At 49.0% G+C, this 16,622-nt stretch carries 9 protein-coding genes, 3 tRNA genes and 1 pseudogene; 8 read left to right on the top strand and 5 right to left on the bottom strand.

Going from position 1 to position 16,622, the window contains the following annotated elements; genetic code table 11:
* The first annotated feature begins 3 nt into the window (after positions 1-3).
* Positions 4-3,228, top strand: coding sequence for a carbamoyl-phosphate synthase (glutamine-hydrolyzing) large subunit (carB, locus tag CIK87_RS06235; protein WP_094386370.1), 3,225 nt, complete (start codon positions 4-6; stop codon positions 3,226-3,228).
* Positions 3,229-3,306: 78 nt separating this feature from the next.
* Here the strand turns inward: carB and CIK87_RS06230 are convergent, their stop codons facing one another.
* The 3 genes from CIK87_RS06230 to CIK87_RS06220 are packed head-to-tail and all read right to left on the bottom strand — an operon-like array spanning position 3,307 to position 5,720.
* Positions 3,307-4,398 (bottom strand): UDP-N-acetyl glucosamine 2-epimerase, encoded by a 1,092-nt coding sequence (locus CIK87_RS06230; RefSeq protein ID WP_094386368.1) that lies wholly within the window; start codon positions 4,396-4,398, stop codon positions 3,307-3,309.
* A 7-nt stretch (positions 4,399-4,405) separates the two neighbouring features.
* Positions 4,406-5,362: an SPFH domain-containing protein gene (locus tag CIK87_RS06225; protein WP_022310971.1), complete on the bottom strand. Its 957-nt coding sequence runs from the start codon at positions 5,360-5,362 to the stop codon at positions 4,406-4,408.
* 4 nt (positions 5,363-5,366) lie between these two features.
* A complete protein-coding gene (locus CIK87_RS06220; protein WP_254046522.1) occupies positions 5,367-5,720 on the bottom strand; it encodes an NfeD family protein in 354 nt (117 codons plus the stop codon).
* 495 nt (positions 5,721-6,215) lie between these two features.
* Here CIK87_RS06220 and CIK87_RS06215 point away from each other — a divergent pair, with 495 nt between their 5' ends.
* The 6 genes from CIK87_RS06215 to CIK87_RS06190 all read left to right on the top strand — a co-directional run bounded on the left by CIK87_RS06215 (position 6,216) and on the right by CIK87_RS06190 (position 15,884).
* Positions 6,216-7,088 carry an RNA polymerase sigma factor RpoD/SigA gene (locus tag CIK87_RS06215; RefSeq protein ID WP_022310969.1) on the top strand — a complete coding sequence of 291 codons (873 nt, stop codon included), beginning with the start codon at positions 6,216-6,218 and terminating at the stop codon, positions 7,086-7,088.
* Between the two features lie 204 nt (positions 7,089-7,292).
* Entirely contained in the window at positions 7,293-9,281 is a 1,989-nt protein-coding gene (locus CIK87_RS06210; RefSeq protein WP_144008134.1) for a DUF5686 family protein, read from the top strand.
* Complete coding sequence (locus tag CIK87_RS06205) at positions 9,275-12,442, top strand: exodeoxyribonuclease V subunit beta (protein WP_094386362.1); 3,168 nt, start codon at positions 9,275-9,277, stop codon at positions 12,440-12,442. The genes CIK87_RS06210 and CIK87_RS06205 overlap by 7 nt, the downstream gene beginning before the upstream one ends.
* Positions 12,439-15,300 (top strand): PD-(D/E)XK nuclease family protein, encoded by a 2,862-nt coding sequence (locus CIK87_RS06200; RefSeq protein WP_094386359.1) that lies wholly within the window; start codon positions 12,439-12,441, stop codon positions 15,298-15,300. Before CIK87_RS06205 ends, CIK87_RS06200 begins: the two co-directional genes overlap by 4 nt.
* Before the next feature lie 60 nt (positions 15,301-15,360).
* Positions 15,361-15,449, top strand: a tRNA-Ser gene (locus CIK87_RS06195).
* A 201-nt stretch (positions 15,450-15,650) separates the two neighbouring features.
* Positions 15,651-15,884: a hypothetical protein gene (locus CIK87_RS06190; protein ID WP_094386357.1), complete on the top strand. Its 234-nt coding sequence runs from the start codon at positions 15,651-15,653 to the stop codon at positions 15,882-15,884.
* A 29-nt stretch (positions 15,885-15,913) separates the two neighbouring features.
* Here the strand turns inward: CIK87_RS06190 and CIK87_RS06185 are convergent.
* A tRNA-Pro gene (locus CIK87_RS06185) sits at positions 15,914-15,990 on the bottom strand.
* A gap of 26 nt (positions 15,991-16,016) precedes the next feature.
* Positions 16,017-16,090: transfer RNA gene (locus CIK87_RS06180), tRNA-Pro, on the bottom strand.
* Between the two features lie 378 nt (positions 16,091-16,468).
* Between CIK87_RS06180 and CIK87_RS13975 the strand changes: the two are divergent.
* Positions 16,469-16,622: pseudogene (locus CIK87_RS13975) on the top strand (IS1380 family transposase); the annotation flags it as partial.

Raw genomic sequence — 16,622 nt, 5'->3', positions numbered from 1 at the left:
ATCATGAAAGATGAAAGTATAAAGAAAGTATTGCTGCTGGGTTCAGGCGCATTGAAAATCGGCGAAGCGGGAGAGTTTGACTATTCAGGTTCTCAGGCCCTCAAGGCTTTGCGCGAGGAGGGTGTAAAGACCGTGCTTATCAACCCCAACATTGCCACCGTACAGACTTCCGAAGGAGTGGCCGACCAGATTTACTTCCTTCCCGTCCAGCCTTATTTCGTTGAGCGTGTCATTGAGAAGGAGCGTCCTGATGGTATCTTGCTCAGCTTCGGAGGACAGACCGCGCTCAACTGTGGCGTGGAGCTTTATCAGAGCGGAGTGCTCAAGAAGTACAATGTCCGTGTGCTCGGAACCCCAGTCCAAGCCATTATGGATACCGAGGACCGCGAGCTTTTCGTAGAGAAACTCAATGAGATTAATGTCAAGACCATCAGCAGCGAAGCCTGCGAGAATATCGAGCAGGTGCGCAAAGCCGCTGCCACACTGGGTTACCCCGTGATTATACGTGCAGCCTATGCGTTGGGCGGACTCGGCAGTGGATTTGCCAACAACGAGGGCGAGTTGAACAAGCTCTCCGAGAAAGCCTTCTCTTTTTCTCCCCAGGTGCTCGTCGAGAAGAGTCTCAAGGGATGGAAGGAGATAGAATATGAGGTGGTGCGCGACCGTTATGACAACTGTATCACCGTATGTAACATGGAGAACTTTGACCCGCTGGGCATCCACACTGGCGAGTCTATCGTTATAGCCCCTTCGCAGACGCTAACCAACAGCGAGTATCACAAACTGCGTGCGCTCTCTATCAAGATAATCCGTCACATCGGCATCGTGGGCGAATGTAATGTTCAGTACGCCTTCGACCCAGTGAGCGAGGACTACCGCGTGATTGAGGTCAATGCGCGTCTGAGCCGTTCTTCTGCATTGGCATCCAAAGCCACCGGCTATCCATTGGCTTTCGTTGCCGCCAAGTTGGGTATGGGCTACGGCCTCTTCGAGCTCAAGAACTCTGTGACCAAGACCACCAGCGCCTTCTTCGAACCAGCCCTCGACTATGTCGTGTGCAAGATTCCCCGCTGGGACCTCTCCAAGTTCCGCGGAGTGGACAAGGAGTTGGGCTCGAGCATGAAGTCGGTTGGAGAAGTTATGGCTATCGGCCGCAACTTCGAGGAAGCCATCCAGAAGGGTCTGCGCATGATAGGGCAGGGTATGCACGGCTTTGTAGAAAACAAGGAGCTGGAAATACCCGATATCGATGCCGCCCTGAGAGAACCCACCGACAAGCGAGTGTTTGTCATCTCCAAGGCCATGCACAAGGGTTATACCGTGGACCAGATACACGAACTTACCAAGATAGACAAGTGGTTCCTCGAGAAACTCAAGCACATCATTGACATCGACGAGCAGCTCAAGACCGTCAACGCCAATACGCTGGACAAGGAGTTGCTGCGCACAGCCAAGGTTTATGGATTTACAGACTTCCAGGTGGCCCGTGCCATCGGTCTGGAAGGCGAAATGGGCAATATGCACAAAGCCACAATGGTGGTTCGCCGTCTGCGCAAGAATTATGGCATCCTGCCTGTCGTGAAGCAGATAGATACGCTGGCAGCCGAATATCCCGCCCAGACCAATTACCTGTATGTCACCTATGCCGGTGTGGCTTCAGATATACAGTTTACCAACGACAAGCGTTCGGTAATCGTCCTCGGTTCGGGAGCTTACCGCATTGGCAGCTCGGTAGAGTTTGACTGGTGTGGAGTGCAGGCGCTCAACACCATACGCAGAGAGGGCTACCGCTCAATTATGATTAACTACAACCCAGAGACCGTATCTACCGACTATGACATGTGTGACCGTCTCTACTTTGACGAGCTCACCTTCGAGCGTGTGCTTGACATCATCGAGATGGAGAATCCTCATGGCGTGGTGGTGTCTACCGGTGGACAGATTCCTAACAACCTTGCCATGTGGCTAGATGCCGAGAATGTGCCAATCCTGGGTACATCGGCTAAGGATATCGACAATGCCGAAGATCGTGCCAAGTTCTCTGCCATGCTCACTGAGCGTGGTATCAACCAGCCCGAATGGAGCGCACTTACCAGTATGGAGGATATCGGCAAGTTTGTCGACCGTGTAGGTTTCCCCGTACTCGTTCGTCCATCCTATGTACTGTCGGGAGCAGCCATGAATGTATGCTCCAATGAGGACGAGCTGAAGAAGTTCCTGCAGTTGGCGGCCAATGTGAGCGTTGACCATCCCGTGGTGGTGAGCAAGTTTATCGAGCATGCCAAGGAGATAGAGATGGACGCTGTCGCCAAGAACGGAGAGATACTGGCCTATGCCATCAGCGAGCATATCGAGTTTGCCGGTGTTCACTCTGGCGACGCCACCATCCAGTTCCCGCCCCAGAAGTTGTATGTTGAGACCGTGCGCCGTATCAAGCGCGTAAGCAAGGAGATAGCTGCGGCCCTCCATATCAACGGCCCGTTCAATATTCAGTTTATGGCGCGCGACAACGATATCCTCGTCATCGAGTGCAACCTGCGTGCTTCGCGTTCGTTCCCCTTCGTGAGCAAGGTGCTTAAGCTCAACCTTATCGAGCTTGCCACCAAGGTGATGCTGGGTCTGAACGTAGAGAAACCCAATAAGAATCTCTTCGACCTTGACTATGTGGGCATCAAGGCGAGCCAGTTCTCGTTCAACCGCTTGCAAAAGGCAGACCCTGTTTTGGGTGTCGATATGAGTTCTACCGGCGAGGTGGGCTGTCTGGGTGATGATACCAATCAGGCTCTGCTCAATGCCATGTTGAGCGTAGGCCACCGCATACCCAAGCACACTGTGCTGCTGTCTACCGGTGGTGCCAAGCAGAAGGCCGAGCTTCTCGATACGGCGCGCACGCTTATCAAGCATGGCTACGAGCTCTATGCGACTGGTGGTACGTCTCGCTATTTGGCCGAAAACGGCGTTGCCAACACTATGGTCTATTGGCCCTCTGACGAGGGCAAGCAGCCTCAGGCTCTCACGCTTATGCATGAGCGCAAGATAGACATGGTGGTCAACATCCCCAAGGACCTCACCCAGCACGAGCTTACCAACGGTTACAAGATTCGTCGCACTGCGATAGACCTCAATATCCCGCTGATTACCAACAGCCGTCTGGCAAGTGCCTTCATTCATGCTTTCTGCACTCTTAACCTCGATGATCTTGAAATCAAATCGTGGAGCGAGTATTGATAAGTAGGAAATAACTAAAAAAAAGTCTGAAACACATAATTCGTGTTTCAGACTTTTTTATTTTGCATCCTCCGTATTTTATTGACGGGCCATCAGGGTTTGCAGGATTCTCTCAGCACTTCTTCCGTCCCATCGCTCGGGTATGGAGTGCTGCTTCCATTTGCTGGCAGTCATGTCGGCAGTGTATTGTGCCAACAATTCGGCGTCTTCTCCCACCAGCACATTGGTACCGGTCTTCACGGTCTCTATATGTTCGGTATAGCTGTTGAGGGTGATACACGGCACCATGTTGAATGTCGCTTCTTCTGCCACATTGCCACTGTCGGTAATGATACCCTTGGCATGGCTGGCCAGATAGCTGAAGTCGAGATAACCCATGGGGGCAGTTATCAGGAAGCGGGTGGCATTCTTGGGCAACAACTGCGTCACGGTGTCGGCAGCCTTGGTGTGCAGGGGGGCAATTATAGGCGTGTTGCCAGCCGCAGTGATGATGGCTTCGAGCATACGATGCAGATTTTCGCGTGCGGCCATCAGGGCTTTGCGGTTGAGGGTGAACACAATGTACTCTCCATCCATAATGCCTTGCTCTGCAAGTATCGGCGGACGAGTAAAACGGGCGTGGTTGTTGCGGATATTGTCTATCAGTATGTTGCCTACCATATACACTTTGGACAGCTCTGCGCCCTCGCGGTTGGCCACTGCGTTGTTGCTGATTCCAGCCGTAAACAGGATGTCGGATAGGCCGTCTATGACCAGACGGTTTATCTCTTTGGGCATGGTGATGTCAAAACTTCTCGTGCCCGCTGCCAGGTGGGCCAGTATGAGTCCCTGCTTCTTGGTGACTATGGCTGCTGCCATGGTCGAGGCAAGGTCGTCTACCACGATAACAGCATCGGTCTTGTGATGTTGCAGATAATCTTCAAACTTGGACATCACCTGTCCGGTGATTTCGTTGAGGTTTTCACTTACTACTCCCAGATAGCTGTCGGGAGGGGCAATCTGCAAATCAGTAAAGAGGGTAGGCTCGAGGGTCACGTCGTCTGCACTGCCCGCGTAGACCAACTTGATGTCGATATCGGCACCGTTTTGGCGGGCATTGCGGCAAGCGTGCAGTATGGGCGCCACCTTGATGAAGTTAGGCCGGGCGCCTGCTACTATGCAAATGTTCATTTTCTAATTATTCTCCTTTAAATAGTTCTTTAATTCCTCCTATAGAGCCCATCAGATTAGTGGCTTCATAGGGCAAGAATACGGTCTTGGTTTTGTCGCCCTGAGCCACCTCGTTGAGCATCTGTATATATTTCTGGGCAAGCAGATAGTTGGCAGGATTGGTACTCTTGCCCACTGCTTCAGTGATTTTTGCTATAGCGATAGCCTCGGCTTCAGCCTTGCGTATGCGTGCGGTAGCTTCACCCTCGGCCCTGAGTATAGCCTGCTGCTTGTCTGCCTCGGCACGATTAATGGTCGCGGCCTTGTCTCCTTCCGACTGCAGAATCTGCGACTGCTTGTCTCCCTCGCTGGTCAGGATGGCTGCTCGCTTGTTGCGCTCGGCCTGCATCTGCTTCTCCATGGCCTGGAGTACGCTCGAGGGAGGCGTGATGTCCTGAAGTTCTACGCGGTTTACCTTGATACCCCACTTGTTGGTGGCATCGTCGAGCACACCTCTCAACTTGGTGTTGATGGTGTCGCGCGAGGTGAGAGTCTGGTCAAGTTCCATCTCTCCGATAATATTACGCAGAGTGGTCTGGGTGAGCTTTTCGATAGCGTTTGGCAGATTGTTTATCTCATACACAGTCTTGAATGGGTCAACAATCTGGAAATAGAGCAGCGCATTGATTTGCATCTGTATATTGTCCTTGGTAATCACGTTCTGCTTGTCGAAATCGTACACCTGTTCACGCAAGTCTATCGCGCTCGAATAGTAATAGTGACCACGTTGCTGGGTTACAACTACCTTGGCGCGGTCGATGAATGGGATGATGATGTTGACACCGGGCTTCAGCGTGGCGTAGTACTTGCCGAGGCGCTCGATGATGCGGGTTTCCGACTGAGGGATGATTACTACAGCCATCTTGACAAATACGATGGCGAGGGCCAGCAGGGCCGCCAGTGTGATGAATGTTATTCCTTCCATAATGTTACGTGGGTTGGTTGTTGTTGTATGTAGATGTCTGAACTCTCTCAACGCTGATGATGATGCTTTCTCGGCCAATAACCTTTACTGTGGTGCCGACCTCGATAGTGGTGTCGTCTGGGCTTTGCGCTTTCCATTCGTCACCGTCTATCTTCACATAGCCATAGTCACCGGGACAGATGGCTTCTATCACTCTGCCTTCGCGCCCTATAAGCGCGTCGGAGTTGCTCAATCGCTCTTGCCGGTTATGAAGTTTTCGTAGAAGAGATGGTCGTACGAAGATGATACTCAGTACTGAACAGATTGCAAAAACAAGTATCTGCGTCCATAATGGGACTTCGGTAAATGACACTATCATGGAGCAGAATGCGCCAAGGGCAAAACAGGTAAGGAAAAAGTCTCCTGAACCCAGTTCGATAATCAGGCATATTATGGCAATGGCTGTCCATATAGCCCAAAGATTGGATGCTAAATACGCTGTCATGGTTTATATCTTTATAGTATAGCCCAAAGTTAGTGAATTTTCACACTACAGCCAAGGTTTTACCGATTTTTTTAACAGTAAAAATCTCAAGAACCACACAGACAGTCTCGCTACTATGCGAAAGAAACGCCTCCAATATATAATAAGGTTTGGCGCCCCCAGACGTCAATCACCTAACCCCGTTATCAGTTTCTCTCATCCTATCAATTATGGAAAATGCCGCGACTTTAACGAAAATCGTGATTTTTAGAAAAAAGAGGGCAAAAAACTTTATAATATGCGAAAAAAGCAGTACCTTTGCATCGCTTTACGTATGTCCTGATACGAAAAAGTTGACTTTCAAGTGTTTAGGAAGTTTAATAAGACAAGATGAGACAATTAAAAATTCAAAAAAGTATTACCAATCGTTCGAGCGAAGCCTTAGACAAGTATTTGGTAGAGATCGGTCGTGCCCCATTGATATCCATTGACGAGGAAATCGAGCTTGCCCAAAAGATTAAAAAGGGTGGCCCCGAAGGTGAACGTGCTAAGGACAAATTGGTAACAGCTAATCTGCGATTCGTAGTGTCGGTTGCAAAACAATACCAACACCAAGGCCTTACACTCACCGACTTGATCGATGAGGGTAACATTGGTCTTATTAAGGCAGCCCAGAAGTTTGACGAGACCCGCGGCTTCAAGTTCATATCTTATGCTGTGTGGTGGATTCGCCAAAGCATTCTCCAGGCTATTGCCGAGCAGAGCCGCATTGTGCGCCTTCCCCTCAACCAGGTTGGTTCACTCAATAAAATCAACCATGAAATCAACAAGTTTGAGCAAGAGTTCCAACGTCAGCCTTCGGTAGCCGAGCTTGCTGATGCAACTAATATCGAACCCGAAAAGATTGCTCAAAGCATGATGGCAGATGGTCACCACCTGAGTATCGACGCCCCATTCCAGGACGGCGAGGACAACTGTATGCTTGATGTCATGGCCTCTGGTGATGACAGCCGTACTGACAAGGTTGTAGACCATGAAAGTATGGCTCAGGAGCTGAATCAGGTGCTGAGCAAGGTACTCAAGGAACGCGAAATCAAGATTATCAGATATTGCTTCGGTATCGGATGTCACGAGAAGGGACTCGAGGAAATTGGCGATGAACTCAAGCTCACCCGTGAGCGTGTGCGTCAGATTCGAGAGAAGAGTATTACCAAGCTAAGAGACAGCGGTAATGCCAAAATCTTGATGAAATATCTCGGTTGATACACCTTTATTATATATACATATATATACGACCTCTATCCCCATCTTCCAAAGATGGGGATTTTTTCTGCACGACTGTTAAAGTTTGATACAAGGTGCGTTTTTTTGTTCAGGCATCCCTGTCATTCCAAGTTTTTTGTGTAGATTTGCATTATGATGCAGAGAGCCAGGTGGACAATTACCATGATCTTCGTATTGCTGTCTATGAATACGATTGCACAAGATGAGGGCAGATTTGATGTCAGCCTGCTCAACCGTATATATGACTTTCCTAATAGTGTTGACACGACGGTCTTTCATGGGCTGGATATTTATACTTATCGCAAGCTCAAAATCAATGTGGTGCGCCGCAATCTCATCCTTTTCCCTATTCCCACCATGTATCGCATCGCCCATAGCAAGGCTCGCGACTACATTGAGGAGAACTTTTCTGTGTGTCATCTATACAATACCAAGGACTATACGATAGAAAGGTTGGCGCATACATCGACTATACCGCAACAGAAGGAGACCATGACGCGCCTACAGAAATTTTTGACTCCCAAGTTCTATGAAGAAACTATCTTTGGCAACAGCATGCTCTCGCCCTTTCACCGCAACAACAGGGCTTACTATAGGTTCCAGTTCAAGATACTCCATGATAATCAAGTCGAAATCACGTTCTATCCAAAGGTAAATAATACTCAACTGGTTACGGGAGGCGTCATTGTCGAATCAAAGACAGGTCGCATCAGATGGGGAAAAATCGCGGGAGAGTTTGACATGATTAACTTCACCCTCAATTTCGTCATGTCTGATGACAAACTGTCACCTGTCATTCCCCAACGCTGTGAGCTCAATGCCAAGTTTAAGTTTATGGGCAATATCGTTAAAGCGCAGAATACTGCAATCTATGGTATGCCTGCCCTCAATAAGGATTCTGTTGGCTCACTTACCATGCGCCAGTTGATGGATAGCATCAGACATGACACGCTTACAACCGAAGAGAATGCCATCTATACAAAGTATTATGCTGCCTTGGCTCAGGACTCTACTGAGGCAAAAAACGTCAAGCGTAGTTGGGCCAAGCGTTTCTTCTGGGATGTACTGGGGGATAATCTCTTGAACAAAATAAGTTCCAACTATGGAAACGGCAACCAGGGACAGGTAAACATCAACCCGCTGTTCAACCCACTGTACATGGGATATAGTGGCCGCAAGGGTTATTATTATAAATTTGACGTCCGCAACCTATACAATTTCTCCACGAACCACTATCTCTACACCAGACTTAAGGCTGGCTATTCTTTCAAGCAGCGCCAGCTGTATTTTACATTACCTATAGAATACCATTTTGACAAGCGGCATAACGGCTATGTAAAGTTGCAGTTGGGCAATGGCAACTGGATAAGCAACGGCATGCTGAAAGATGAGATGCTGGCTTCATTGCCAAGCAATACACCTTATAATGGTGAGCGTATTGATTACTTTCGAGACTTCCACCTTACCATAGAGAGCAGCTATGACTGGTCGCGTCACATTACATTGCAGGTGGGAATGGTGGGGCATAAACGTACGGCGGTAGAGCGTCACACCTATCAGCAGGCGCATGTCCCTACGTCTTACACGTCTGTTGCGCCCAAGGCCGAGATTATCTGGAGGCCAACAGGGTGGAGAGGCCCAGCTGTCAATGTGGCATACGAACGCAGCATCCGCGGCTTGATGGACGCAGACCTTGCCTATGAGCGTGTGGAGTTTGACATACAGCAAATAGTGGCCTTCAATAGATTGAAGTTCCTGTCTTTCCGCGCAGGTTGTGGTTTCTATACACTCATCGACGGTACCAGGAACTTCTTGGACTACTCCAATTTCAGAGACAACAATATCCCTGACGGATGGTATGATGAGTGGACCGGTGAATTTACGCTCCTTCCCAGCCATTGGTATAACCTTTCGCGCTATTATGTTCGTACCAACGCCACTTACGAGACACCGCTGCTCGCCTTGAGCCACATTCCCTTGATTGGAAGATATATTGAGAAGGAACGCATATATACCAACATGCTCTTTGTGACCCATCTGCATCCTTATACGGAAGTGGGCTACGGATTTACCACCCGTTGGGTATCCACCGGAGTCTTCATGGCACATCGCAATGGGCGTTTTGATGGTGTTGGCATTAAAATCGGATTAGAATTATTCAGACAATGGTAAACTCAATCAACCCACTTACGGTCTATAAAGCAAGCGCCGGTTCGGGAAAAACATTTACTCTCACCGTAGAATACATAAAGCTACTCATCCAGGATCCATCTTCTTTTCGCAATATCCTTGCCGTTACATTTACCAACAAGGCCACCGAAGAGATGAAGATGCGCATTCTTAGCATGCTTTATGGCCTCTCCAGACAGTTGCCTGAAGCCCAGAGTTATATGGACAACATTGTCCAGTCTACAGGTTTCGCCCCAGTCATGGTGGCTACCCAGGCAGGAGAGGCGCTTAGACTCCTGCTCCATAATTACAACTATTTCAGAGTCGAGACGATAGACAAGTTCTTCCAAAGCGTCTTACGCAATATGGCAAGTGAACTCGACCTCACAGCCAATCTGCACATAGGACTCAATGACGTGCAGGTGGAAGAACAGGCAGTTGACGAACTGATAGACGGGCTTAATGTCCACGACAAGGTCTTTGGCTGGATTATGCAATACGTCAAAGAGAACATATCCGAGGACAAGGGCTGGAATGTCATCAATCTCATCAAACGTTTTGGAAGGAACATTTTCCGCGATATCTATAGAGACAACAGCAAGAAGCTCAATGAAGCGCTCGCCACAGATAACTTCTTTGATAATTATACACGCATGCTGAAGGAAATGCGTGACCATGCAGAAGACCACTTCAAGCACTATGCAGCTACATTCATGGACGTGCTTGAAGAGAACGGCCTCCAAACCACCGACTTCAGCAATGGCAACAAGGGAGTGTGTAGCTATTTCATCAAGATGAGCAATGGCAAGTATGGCGATGCCGATGTCCTTACCAACACCGTCAAGGCCGCAATGGAAGATGCAGATAAATGGGTAAAGAAAGCCGAGCGGACTCCAGACAATCCCAAGTACAAGCTGGTGTGCGAGACGCTGCTGCCTTATCTCCAGGAGACCGAGCGTATGCGTCAGGTTCAGTCGCGCCTGTATGTTTCTGCCAATCTTACATTGCGCCACATTAACCAATTAAGGCTGTTGGAGAATATCGAAAAGACCATTCGCGAGATGAACAGTGACGCCAACAGATTTCTGCTGAGCGACACGCAGCATCTGCTCAATGGCATGATTCAGGACAGCGATTCGCCATTTATCTTTGAAAAGATTGGCACCAGACTGAAGCATATCATGATAGACGAGTTCCAAGATACGAGCACCATACAATGGAAGAACTTCAAAATACTGCTCATGGACTGCATGAGCAATGAAGGTACACAAAATCTCATTGTCGGCGACGTCAAGCAAAGCATCTATCGCTGGCGCTCGGGTGACTGGAAGCTCCTCAACAATATCGAAAGCGAATTTCCAGACCAGAGCCAGTCCGTCACAGTCAAATCTCTGGTCACCAACTACCGTTCTGACTACAATATCATTACTTTCAACAATGTCTTTTTCTCATTGGCCACACAGTACGAAGCCAAGTCATTGGATGGGAGCAATGAGGTAGACCAACTGATACAAGCCTATGCAGATGTCGAGCAGAAGCCTCACAACACCCAGGAAAGAGGTAGGGTAGAGATGACCCTGATGCCAAGCACCGAGTATGGAGAACAAATCATGGAGAAAATCCATAGCATGATTACGACCATCTTGGAACGAGGCCATACACCCAGTAGCATCGCTATCTTGTGTCGAAGCAAGTCAACCATACAAGAGATAGCCCGCTTTTTCGGGGAGAACTATCCCTCGGTACCGCTTATATCCGATGAAGCGTTCCGCCTTGACGCCTCCGTTGCCGTCAATACCTTAATCAGTGCTTTGCGTTATGTTTCCAATCCAGAGAGTAGCATCGACCGAGCTTATCTTAAGCAGGTGGGAATACTCGCTCCAGTAGAACGCACACGCGAACAGTTGCTTACCATGCCGCTTTACGACATGGTGCAGACCATCTATGCCATGCTCGATGAAGACATCTGTTGCAACCAGAGTGCATATATCTTCGCCTTCTTCGACCAGCTGGCCAAGTATCTCAAAGACAACATGTCCGACATTGACGACTTCCTCAACGAATGGGACAACACGCTCCACGAGAAAGCCATCCAGAGCAGTATGGACAATGGTATCAGACTGTTGACCATCCATAAGAGCAAGGGATTGGAGTACGACCATATTATCATTCCTGCCTGTGATTGGAAACTTGAACAGAGCAACTCTACCTTATGGTGTACGCCCAAGGTAGACCCCTTCAGCCGGATGCCGCTTGTACCTATAGATTTCTCCAAGAAAGGAATGGTAAATTCTATTTACGAAGACGACTATTATTATGAGCATCTACAGAATGTAGTGGACAATCTCAACCTGCTCTATGTTGCCTTCACCCGTGCCAAGAGCAGCCTCTACATATTGGGCAAACGCGGCACGCAGGCTATGCGTTCGGGCCTACTTGAAGGTATTTGGGATGACCTTGCCCAAGCCCTCAACACGACTTATACGGGCAACCTTGACGACAAGACCGATACCCTCCATCTGGAGTTCGGCTCATTGCCAGCAGCCCAAAGCAAGCCCGCTCGTACACAGCAATCTACCGAGGAGCGCAATGTATTCCGCAAGACTTCCGCCCCTATGGATATGCCAGTCATCAAGGCCTACAAGTCTGTGGCGACTTTCCGCCAGAGCAACCAGAGCATCGAATTCACTCACGACAATGAGGGCGACAATCATAATCAGTACATCAAGTTGGGCAATGTGCTGCACAAGGTCTTCTCGTCGATACGTACGTCGGCCGATATAGACAAGGCCCTGCAGCGGCTGGAAAATGATGGCATCCTCTACGACAACGAGGTCAAGCGGGAACAGCTCGTCAGCATGTTGCGCAAGCGACTTGATGACGACCGGGTGAGCGAATGGTTCTCTCCCCGTTGGACCGTGCTCAACGAGTGTTCGCTGCTGTTCTACGACAGAGAGCTGCAGAAATCGCGCCTGTTGCGTCCCGACCGAGTGATAACCGACGGCGAAGAATATATCGTTATCGACTTCAAATTCGGAACCCCCAAAGAAGAATACCACACCCAAGTCAGAGAGTATATGCGTCTGCTCAGCGAGATGGGGCATAGCCGTGTGAAAGGCTACTTGTGGTTTGTGTACAGTAATAAGATAGAAGAGGTAAAATGAATAGCACTTTTTTAGAAGCAGTAGCCAAAGACCTGTTACAGAAATATGGCAGTAACCTGTCACGAATAGCCGTTGTGTTTCCTAACAAGCGTGCTTCGCTCTTTATGACCGAATATCTGGCACGGCTGTCAGACGGTCCGTTGTGGAGTCCATGCTATACCACCATCAGCGATTTGTTCAGAGAGAAGTCAGAGTTGATGGTTGCCGACCCCATCAAGCTGGTCTGCGACCTCTATCGTTCCTATACGGAAATCACTGGTAAGGATGAGACGCTCGACCGTTTCTACGGATGGGGCCAATTGCTGCTTGCCGACTTTGATGATATCGACAAGAACATGGCCGATGCCCATAAGGTTTTTGCCAACCTTAGAGACATCCACGAATTGGACGACATAGACTACCTCTCACCAGAGCAGAAGAATATACTCAAGTCTTTCTTCCACAATTTCGCCGACGACCATCTCTCCAAGCTCAAAGAGAGATTCCTTTCTCTTTGGTGCAATCTCGAAGAAATTTACCGTGACTTCAACCAGCGTCTCGCCGCGCAGGGGCTGGCTTACGAGGGCGCGCTGTATCGCAGTGTGGTGGAATCCCAGGCCGACTACGAGTTCGACAAATATGTGTTTGTGGGATTTAATATGCTGCAACAGGTCGAGCAGCGGCTCTTCCTCACGCTTAAAGCGCAGGGTAAGGCATGCTTCTATTGGGATTTCGACCACTATTATCTCGCCAACAACGAGGCGGGGCATTACATCAACGGCTATCTGACTCAGTTCCCCAACGAGCTGAGTGTAGATGACGATACATATTACAACAACTTCAGCAAGCCCAAGGACATCACCTACATCTCATCCATGACCGAGAGTGCGCAGGCTCACTATATCAGTCAGTGGATAAGCGAAAACCATCGCATCGAAGCCGGCGCCAAGACCGCCATCGTGTTGTGCGACGAGTCGCTGCTCCAGACCGTGCTGCACTGTCTGCCCGAAGAGGTCAAGAGCATCAATATCACCACCGGATATCCTCTGTCCCAGTCGCCAGTGGCTTCGTTTGTCCTGATACTGCTGCGCCTGCAAACCTATGGCCACGTCAAGAACACAGACAAGTATCGTCTGCGCGATGTAGCCAAGATACTCAAGCACCCTTATGGCCGATACATTTCCGCCGGTTGTCTTGACCTGTACATGGAGTTGCAGGCATGCAACCGCTATTACCCCACGCGCTCCCAGCTGGCTCTCGACCAAGGATTGCAGCTTTTGTTTACCGACATCGACACGCTGGGCGACTGCCATAACCAGAACATTGCCCAATGGCTGACGGCCATGCTTCAGTATGTGGGCCGCAAGGCAAGCCAGGTCAACGACCCGCTTACCCAGGAGTCCATCTTCCGCATGTACACCATCATCAATCGTCTCGAAGGACTCATTACTTCGGGCGACCTGCAGGTCGACAAGATTACCTTTGAACGCCTGATAGCCCAACTGATACAGAGCACGACGGTTCCCTTCAGAGGCGAGCCGATAGAGGGCATTCAGATTATGGGCGTGCTGGAAACCAGAAACCTGGACTTCGACCACCTGCTCGTACTGTCAGCCTCCGACAACAATATGCCTAAGGGTGTCAACGACTCTTCATTCATTCCCTATTCTATACGCAAGGCCTACGGGCTTACTACTATCGACCACAAGGTTGCCATCTATGCCTACTACTTTTGCCGGCTTCTGCAGCGGTCACAGGATATCACTTTGACCTACAACAAGGCTACGGAGGACGGCCAGACGGGAGAGATGAGCAGATTTATGTTGCAGATGATGGTCGAAAGTGGCCACGACATACACCACGGGATACTCACCCCAGATCAGTCGGTCAAGCAGGCGCTGTCCGGCAGTGTCATCAAGACGCCCGATTTGATGAACAAGCTCCACCAGTTGACCCAGCTCTCGCCGACAGCCATCAACCGTTACTTTTATTGCCCGCTTACCTTTTATTACAATGTAGTCGAGGGGTTGAAAGAACCCGATGAGACGGATGAAGAGATGAAGGACAGCCGCGTCTTCGGTCTTATCTTCCACCGCAGTGCCGAACTCATCTATCAGCGACTCATGCAGAAGAGCGAGGTGATAAAGCAGGCTGACATCGACGACTTGCTCAATCACCGGGAGGTCATCGAGATGATTGTAGACCAGGCGTTCAAGGAAGAACTCTTCAAGGTCAAAGACAATTCTTATACTCCCGAGTACAACGGATTGCAACTCATCAACCGAGGTGTGGTCATCAGCTATCTGCGCAAGATGCTCGACATCGACAGCCGTCTTACGCCGTTCCGCATCTTGGGATTGGAGAACAAGGTCGAGACAACTGTCAAATTCGACTCTACCGATGGCGAACGCGAAATCAAGGTACTCGGCTTCATCGACCGTCTGGACGAGATTACAGATGATGACCAGCAGCAGCGCATTCGCGTTATCGATTACAAGACGGGAATGCCAGCCCGGAAGAAGGTAGAGGAGATAGCCGAGTTGTTCAGCGATGCCGACATCCACGCCAAACACACCAATTATTATCTGCAGGCTCTGCTCTACGCGTTGATTGTGAGCCACAGCCAGGAGCTCAACCAAAGCGAGCTTGCAGTCAGCCCGGCACTTATGTTCATCCAGAACATGAGCGACGAGCAGTACGACCCCACGCTCAAGCTGGGTGACTCACTTATGGTCAGGGCTACAGATTACGAGGATGAGTTTATGGACGGACTCAGGCTGACTCTGCGTGAAATCTATGATGCCGACATCCCCTTTGAACCCACAAAAGACCAGAAAAGATGTGCCAATTGCATATATAGCAATCTTTGCAAAAGATGAAAAAAATACCAGCAATTCCTTGGTTATATTCGAAATTAATATTACTTTTGCAGCGGTTAAGGAAGATTGGCAGAGTGACCGAATGCGCTGGACTCGAAATCCGGTATACCCTTTTCCGGGTATCGGGGGTTTGAATCCCTCATCTTCCGCAAAGCGATGGAAATGATAAAGGCTCCAAGTAACAACTTGGGGCTTTTTTCATAGCCATAACCTTAATCGTCGGCAGCAGCCCGACACGAGTCACACGTTTTCCCATACCGTTTTCCGCTGATTAAATCATCACTATAATCTTGAGACATGGCACATGTTTCGCACCATTGCCGTCCATATACACCGAGTCCAACTATAAAATGGATGCAAAGCGCGAAATGGGTAATTCAAACTTTGAAATCATAATTGCAAAGTACGAAACCACTGTTTCAAGCCCCGAAATCAGAAAAAAGATGATGGCGGACGGTTTGGATATGGGCTGGTTATCAATTGGACTGATGGGGCAACGGATATCGGGGCAGGTTGGGGGAGTGGTGTTGATAGGCGTGGCGATAGAGCCGAGAGGTATAGACACGAAAAAAGCATCATACTGAACCCATCGGTATTCGTATGATGCTTGCTGTGGTCGGGGCGACAGGATTCGAACCTGCGACCACCTGGTCCCAAACCAGGAGCGCTACCGGGCTGCGCTACACCCCGCACAAGGAAATGAGTGAAGATAATAGTCGGGGCGACAGGATTCGAACCTGCGACCACCTGGTCCCAAACCAGGAGCGCTACCGGGCTGCGCTACACCCCGCTTTATCTGATTCTCATTTTTGCGACTGCAAAGGTACGCATTAATTTTCTAATATCCATATAATTTCCCATATTTTTCATGACAAAATGTGCCATTTTAGGTTTTGAATGACCGATTTGGCAGCATTATGCGTCATTTTGTCAGTCGCAGCGCTGTGGGAATGTTTTTTGCAAAAATGATAGTGACAGACGGTAATCGTCTGGATGACTATAAATGAATATAAACTAATAATGGAGGAAAACCTTAATTCCGCAACACTATAATTTAACTTTATTTATAAGTTCCTGAGCAACAAAAAGTTGCCCAGGATTTTGCCATGTCAGAATTTTCACTTATCTTAGTGTTGCAAAAAGAAAACAAGCAAAACTCTAATATGACATGGCAAAAATACAAATTAAATCTGAGAAACTCACACCTTTTGGAGGAATTTTTTCAATCATGGAGAAATTTGACTCCATGCTTTCACCCGTTATCGACTCAACACTGGGTCAGAGATGCAGCAGTATCTTCGGATATCAGTTCAGCGAGATAG

Source organism: Prevotella sp. P5-64 (assembly GCF_002251285.1).
GTDB lineage: Bacteria > Bacteroidota > Bacteroidia > Bacteroidales > Bacteroidaceae > Prevotella.
Note: the sequence above shows the minus strand (reverse complement) of the source record. Positions and strands in the feature narration are given on the sequence as shown.

Excerpts from the sequence above, each read along its gene's own strand:
- CIK87_RS06220 (WP_254046522.1), bottom strand. The coding sequence starts at position 5,720 with ATGATAGTGTCATTTACCGAAGTCCCATTATGGACGCAGATACTTGTT.
- CIK87_RS06230 (WP_094386368.1), bottom strand. The coding sequence starts at position 4,398 with ATGAACATTTGCATAGTAGCAGGCGCCCGGCCTAACTTCATCAAGGTG.
- carB (WP_094386370.1), top strand. The coding sequence starts at position 4 with ATGAAAGATGAAAGTATAAAGAAAGTATTGCTGCTGGGTTCAGGCGCA.
- CIK87_RS06190 (WP_094386357.1), top strand. The coding sequence starts at position 15,651 with ATGGATGCAAAGCGCGAAATGGGTAATTCAAACTTTGAAATCATAATT.
- CIK87_RS06210 (WP_144008134.1), top strand. The coding sequence starts at position 7,293 with ATGAATACGATTGCACAAGATGAGGGCAGATTTGATGTCAGCCTGCTC.
- CIK87_RS06205 (WP_094386362.1), top strand. The coding sequence starts at position 9,275 with ATGGTAAACTCAATCAACCCACTTACGGTCTATAAAGCAAGCGCCGGT.
- CIK87_RS06225 (WP_022310971.1), bottom strand. The coding sequence starts at position 5,362 with ATGGAAGGAATAACATTCATCACACTGGCGGCCCTGCTGGCCCTCGCC.
- CIK87_RS06200 (WP_094386359.1), top strand. The coding sequence starts at position 12,439 with ATGAATAGCACTTTTTTAGAAGCAGTAGCCAAAGACCTGTTACAGAAA.
- CIK87_RS06215 (WP_022310969.1), top strand. The coding sequence starts at position 6,216 with ATGAGACAATTAAAAATTCAAAAAAGTATTACCAATCGTTCGAGCGAA.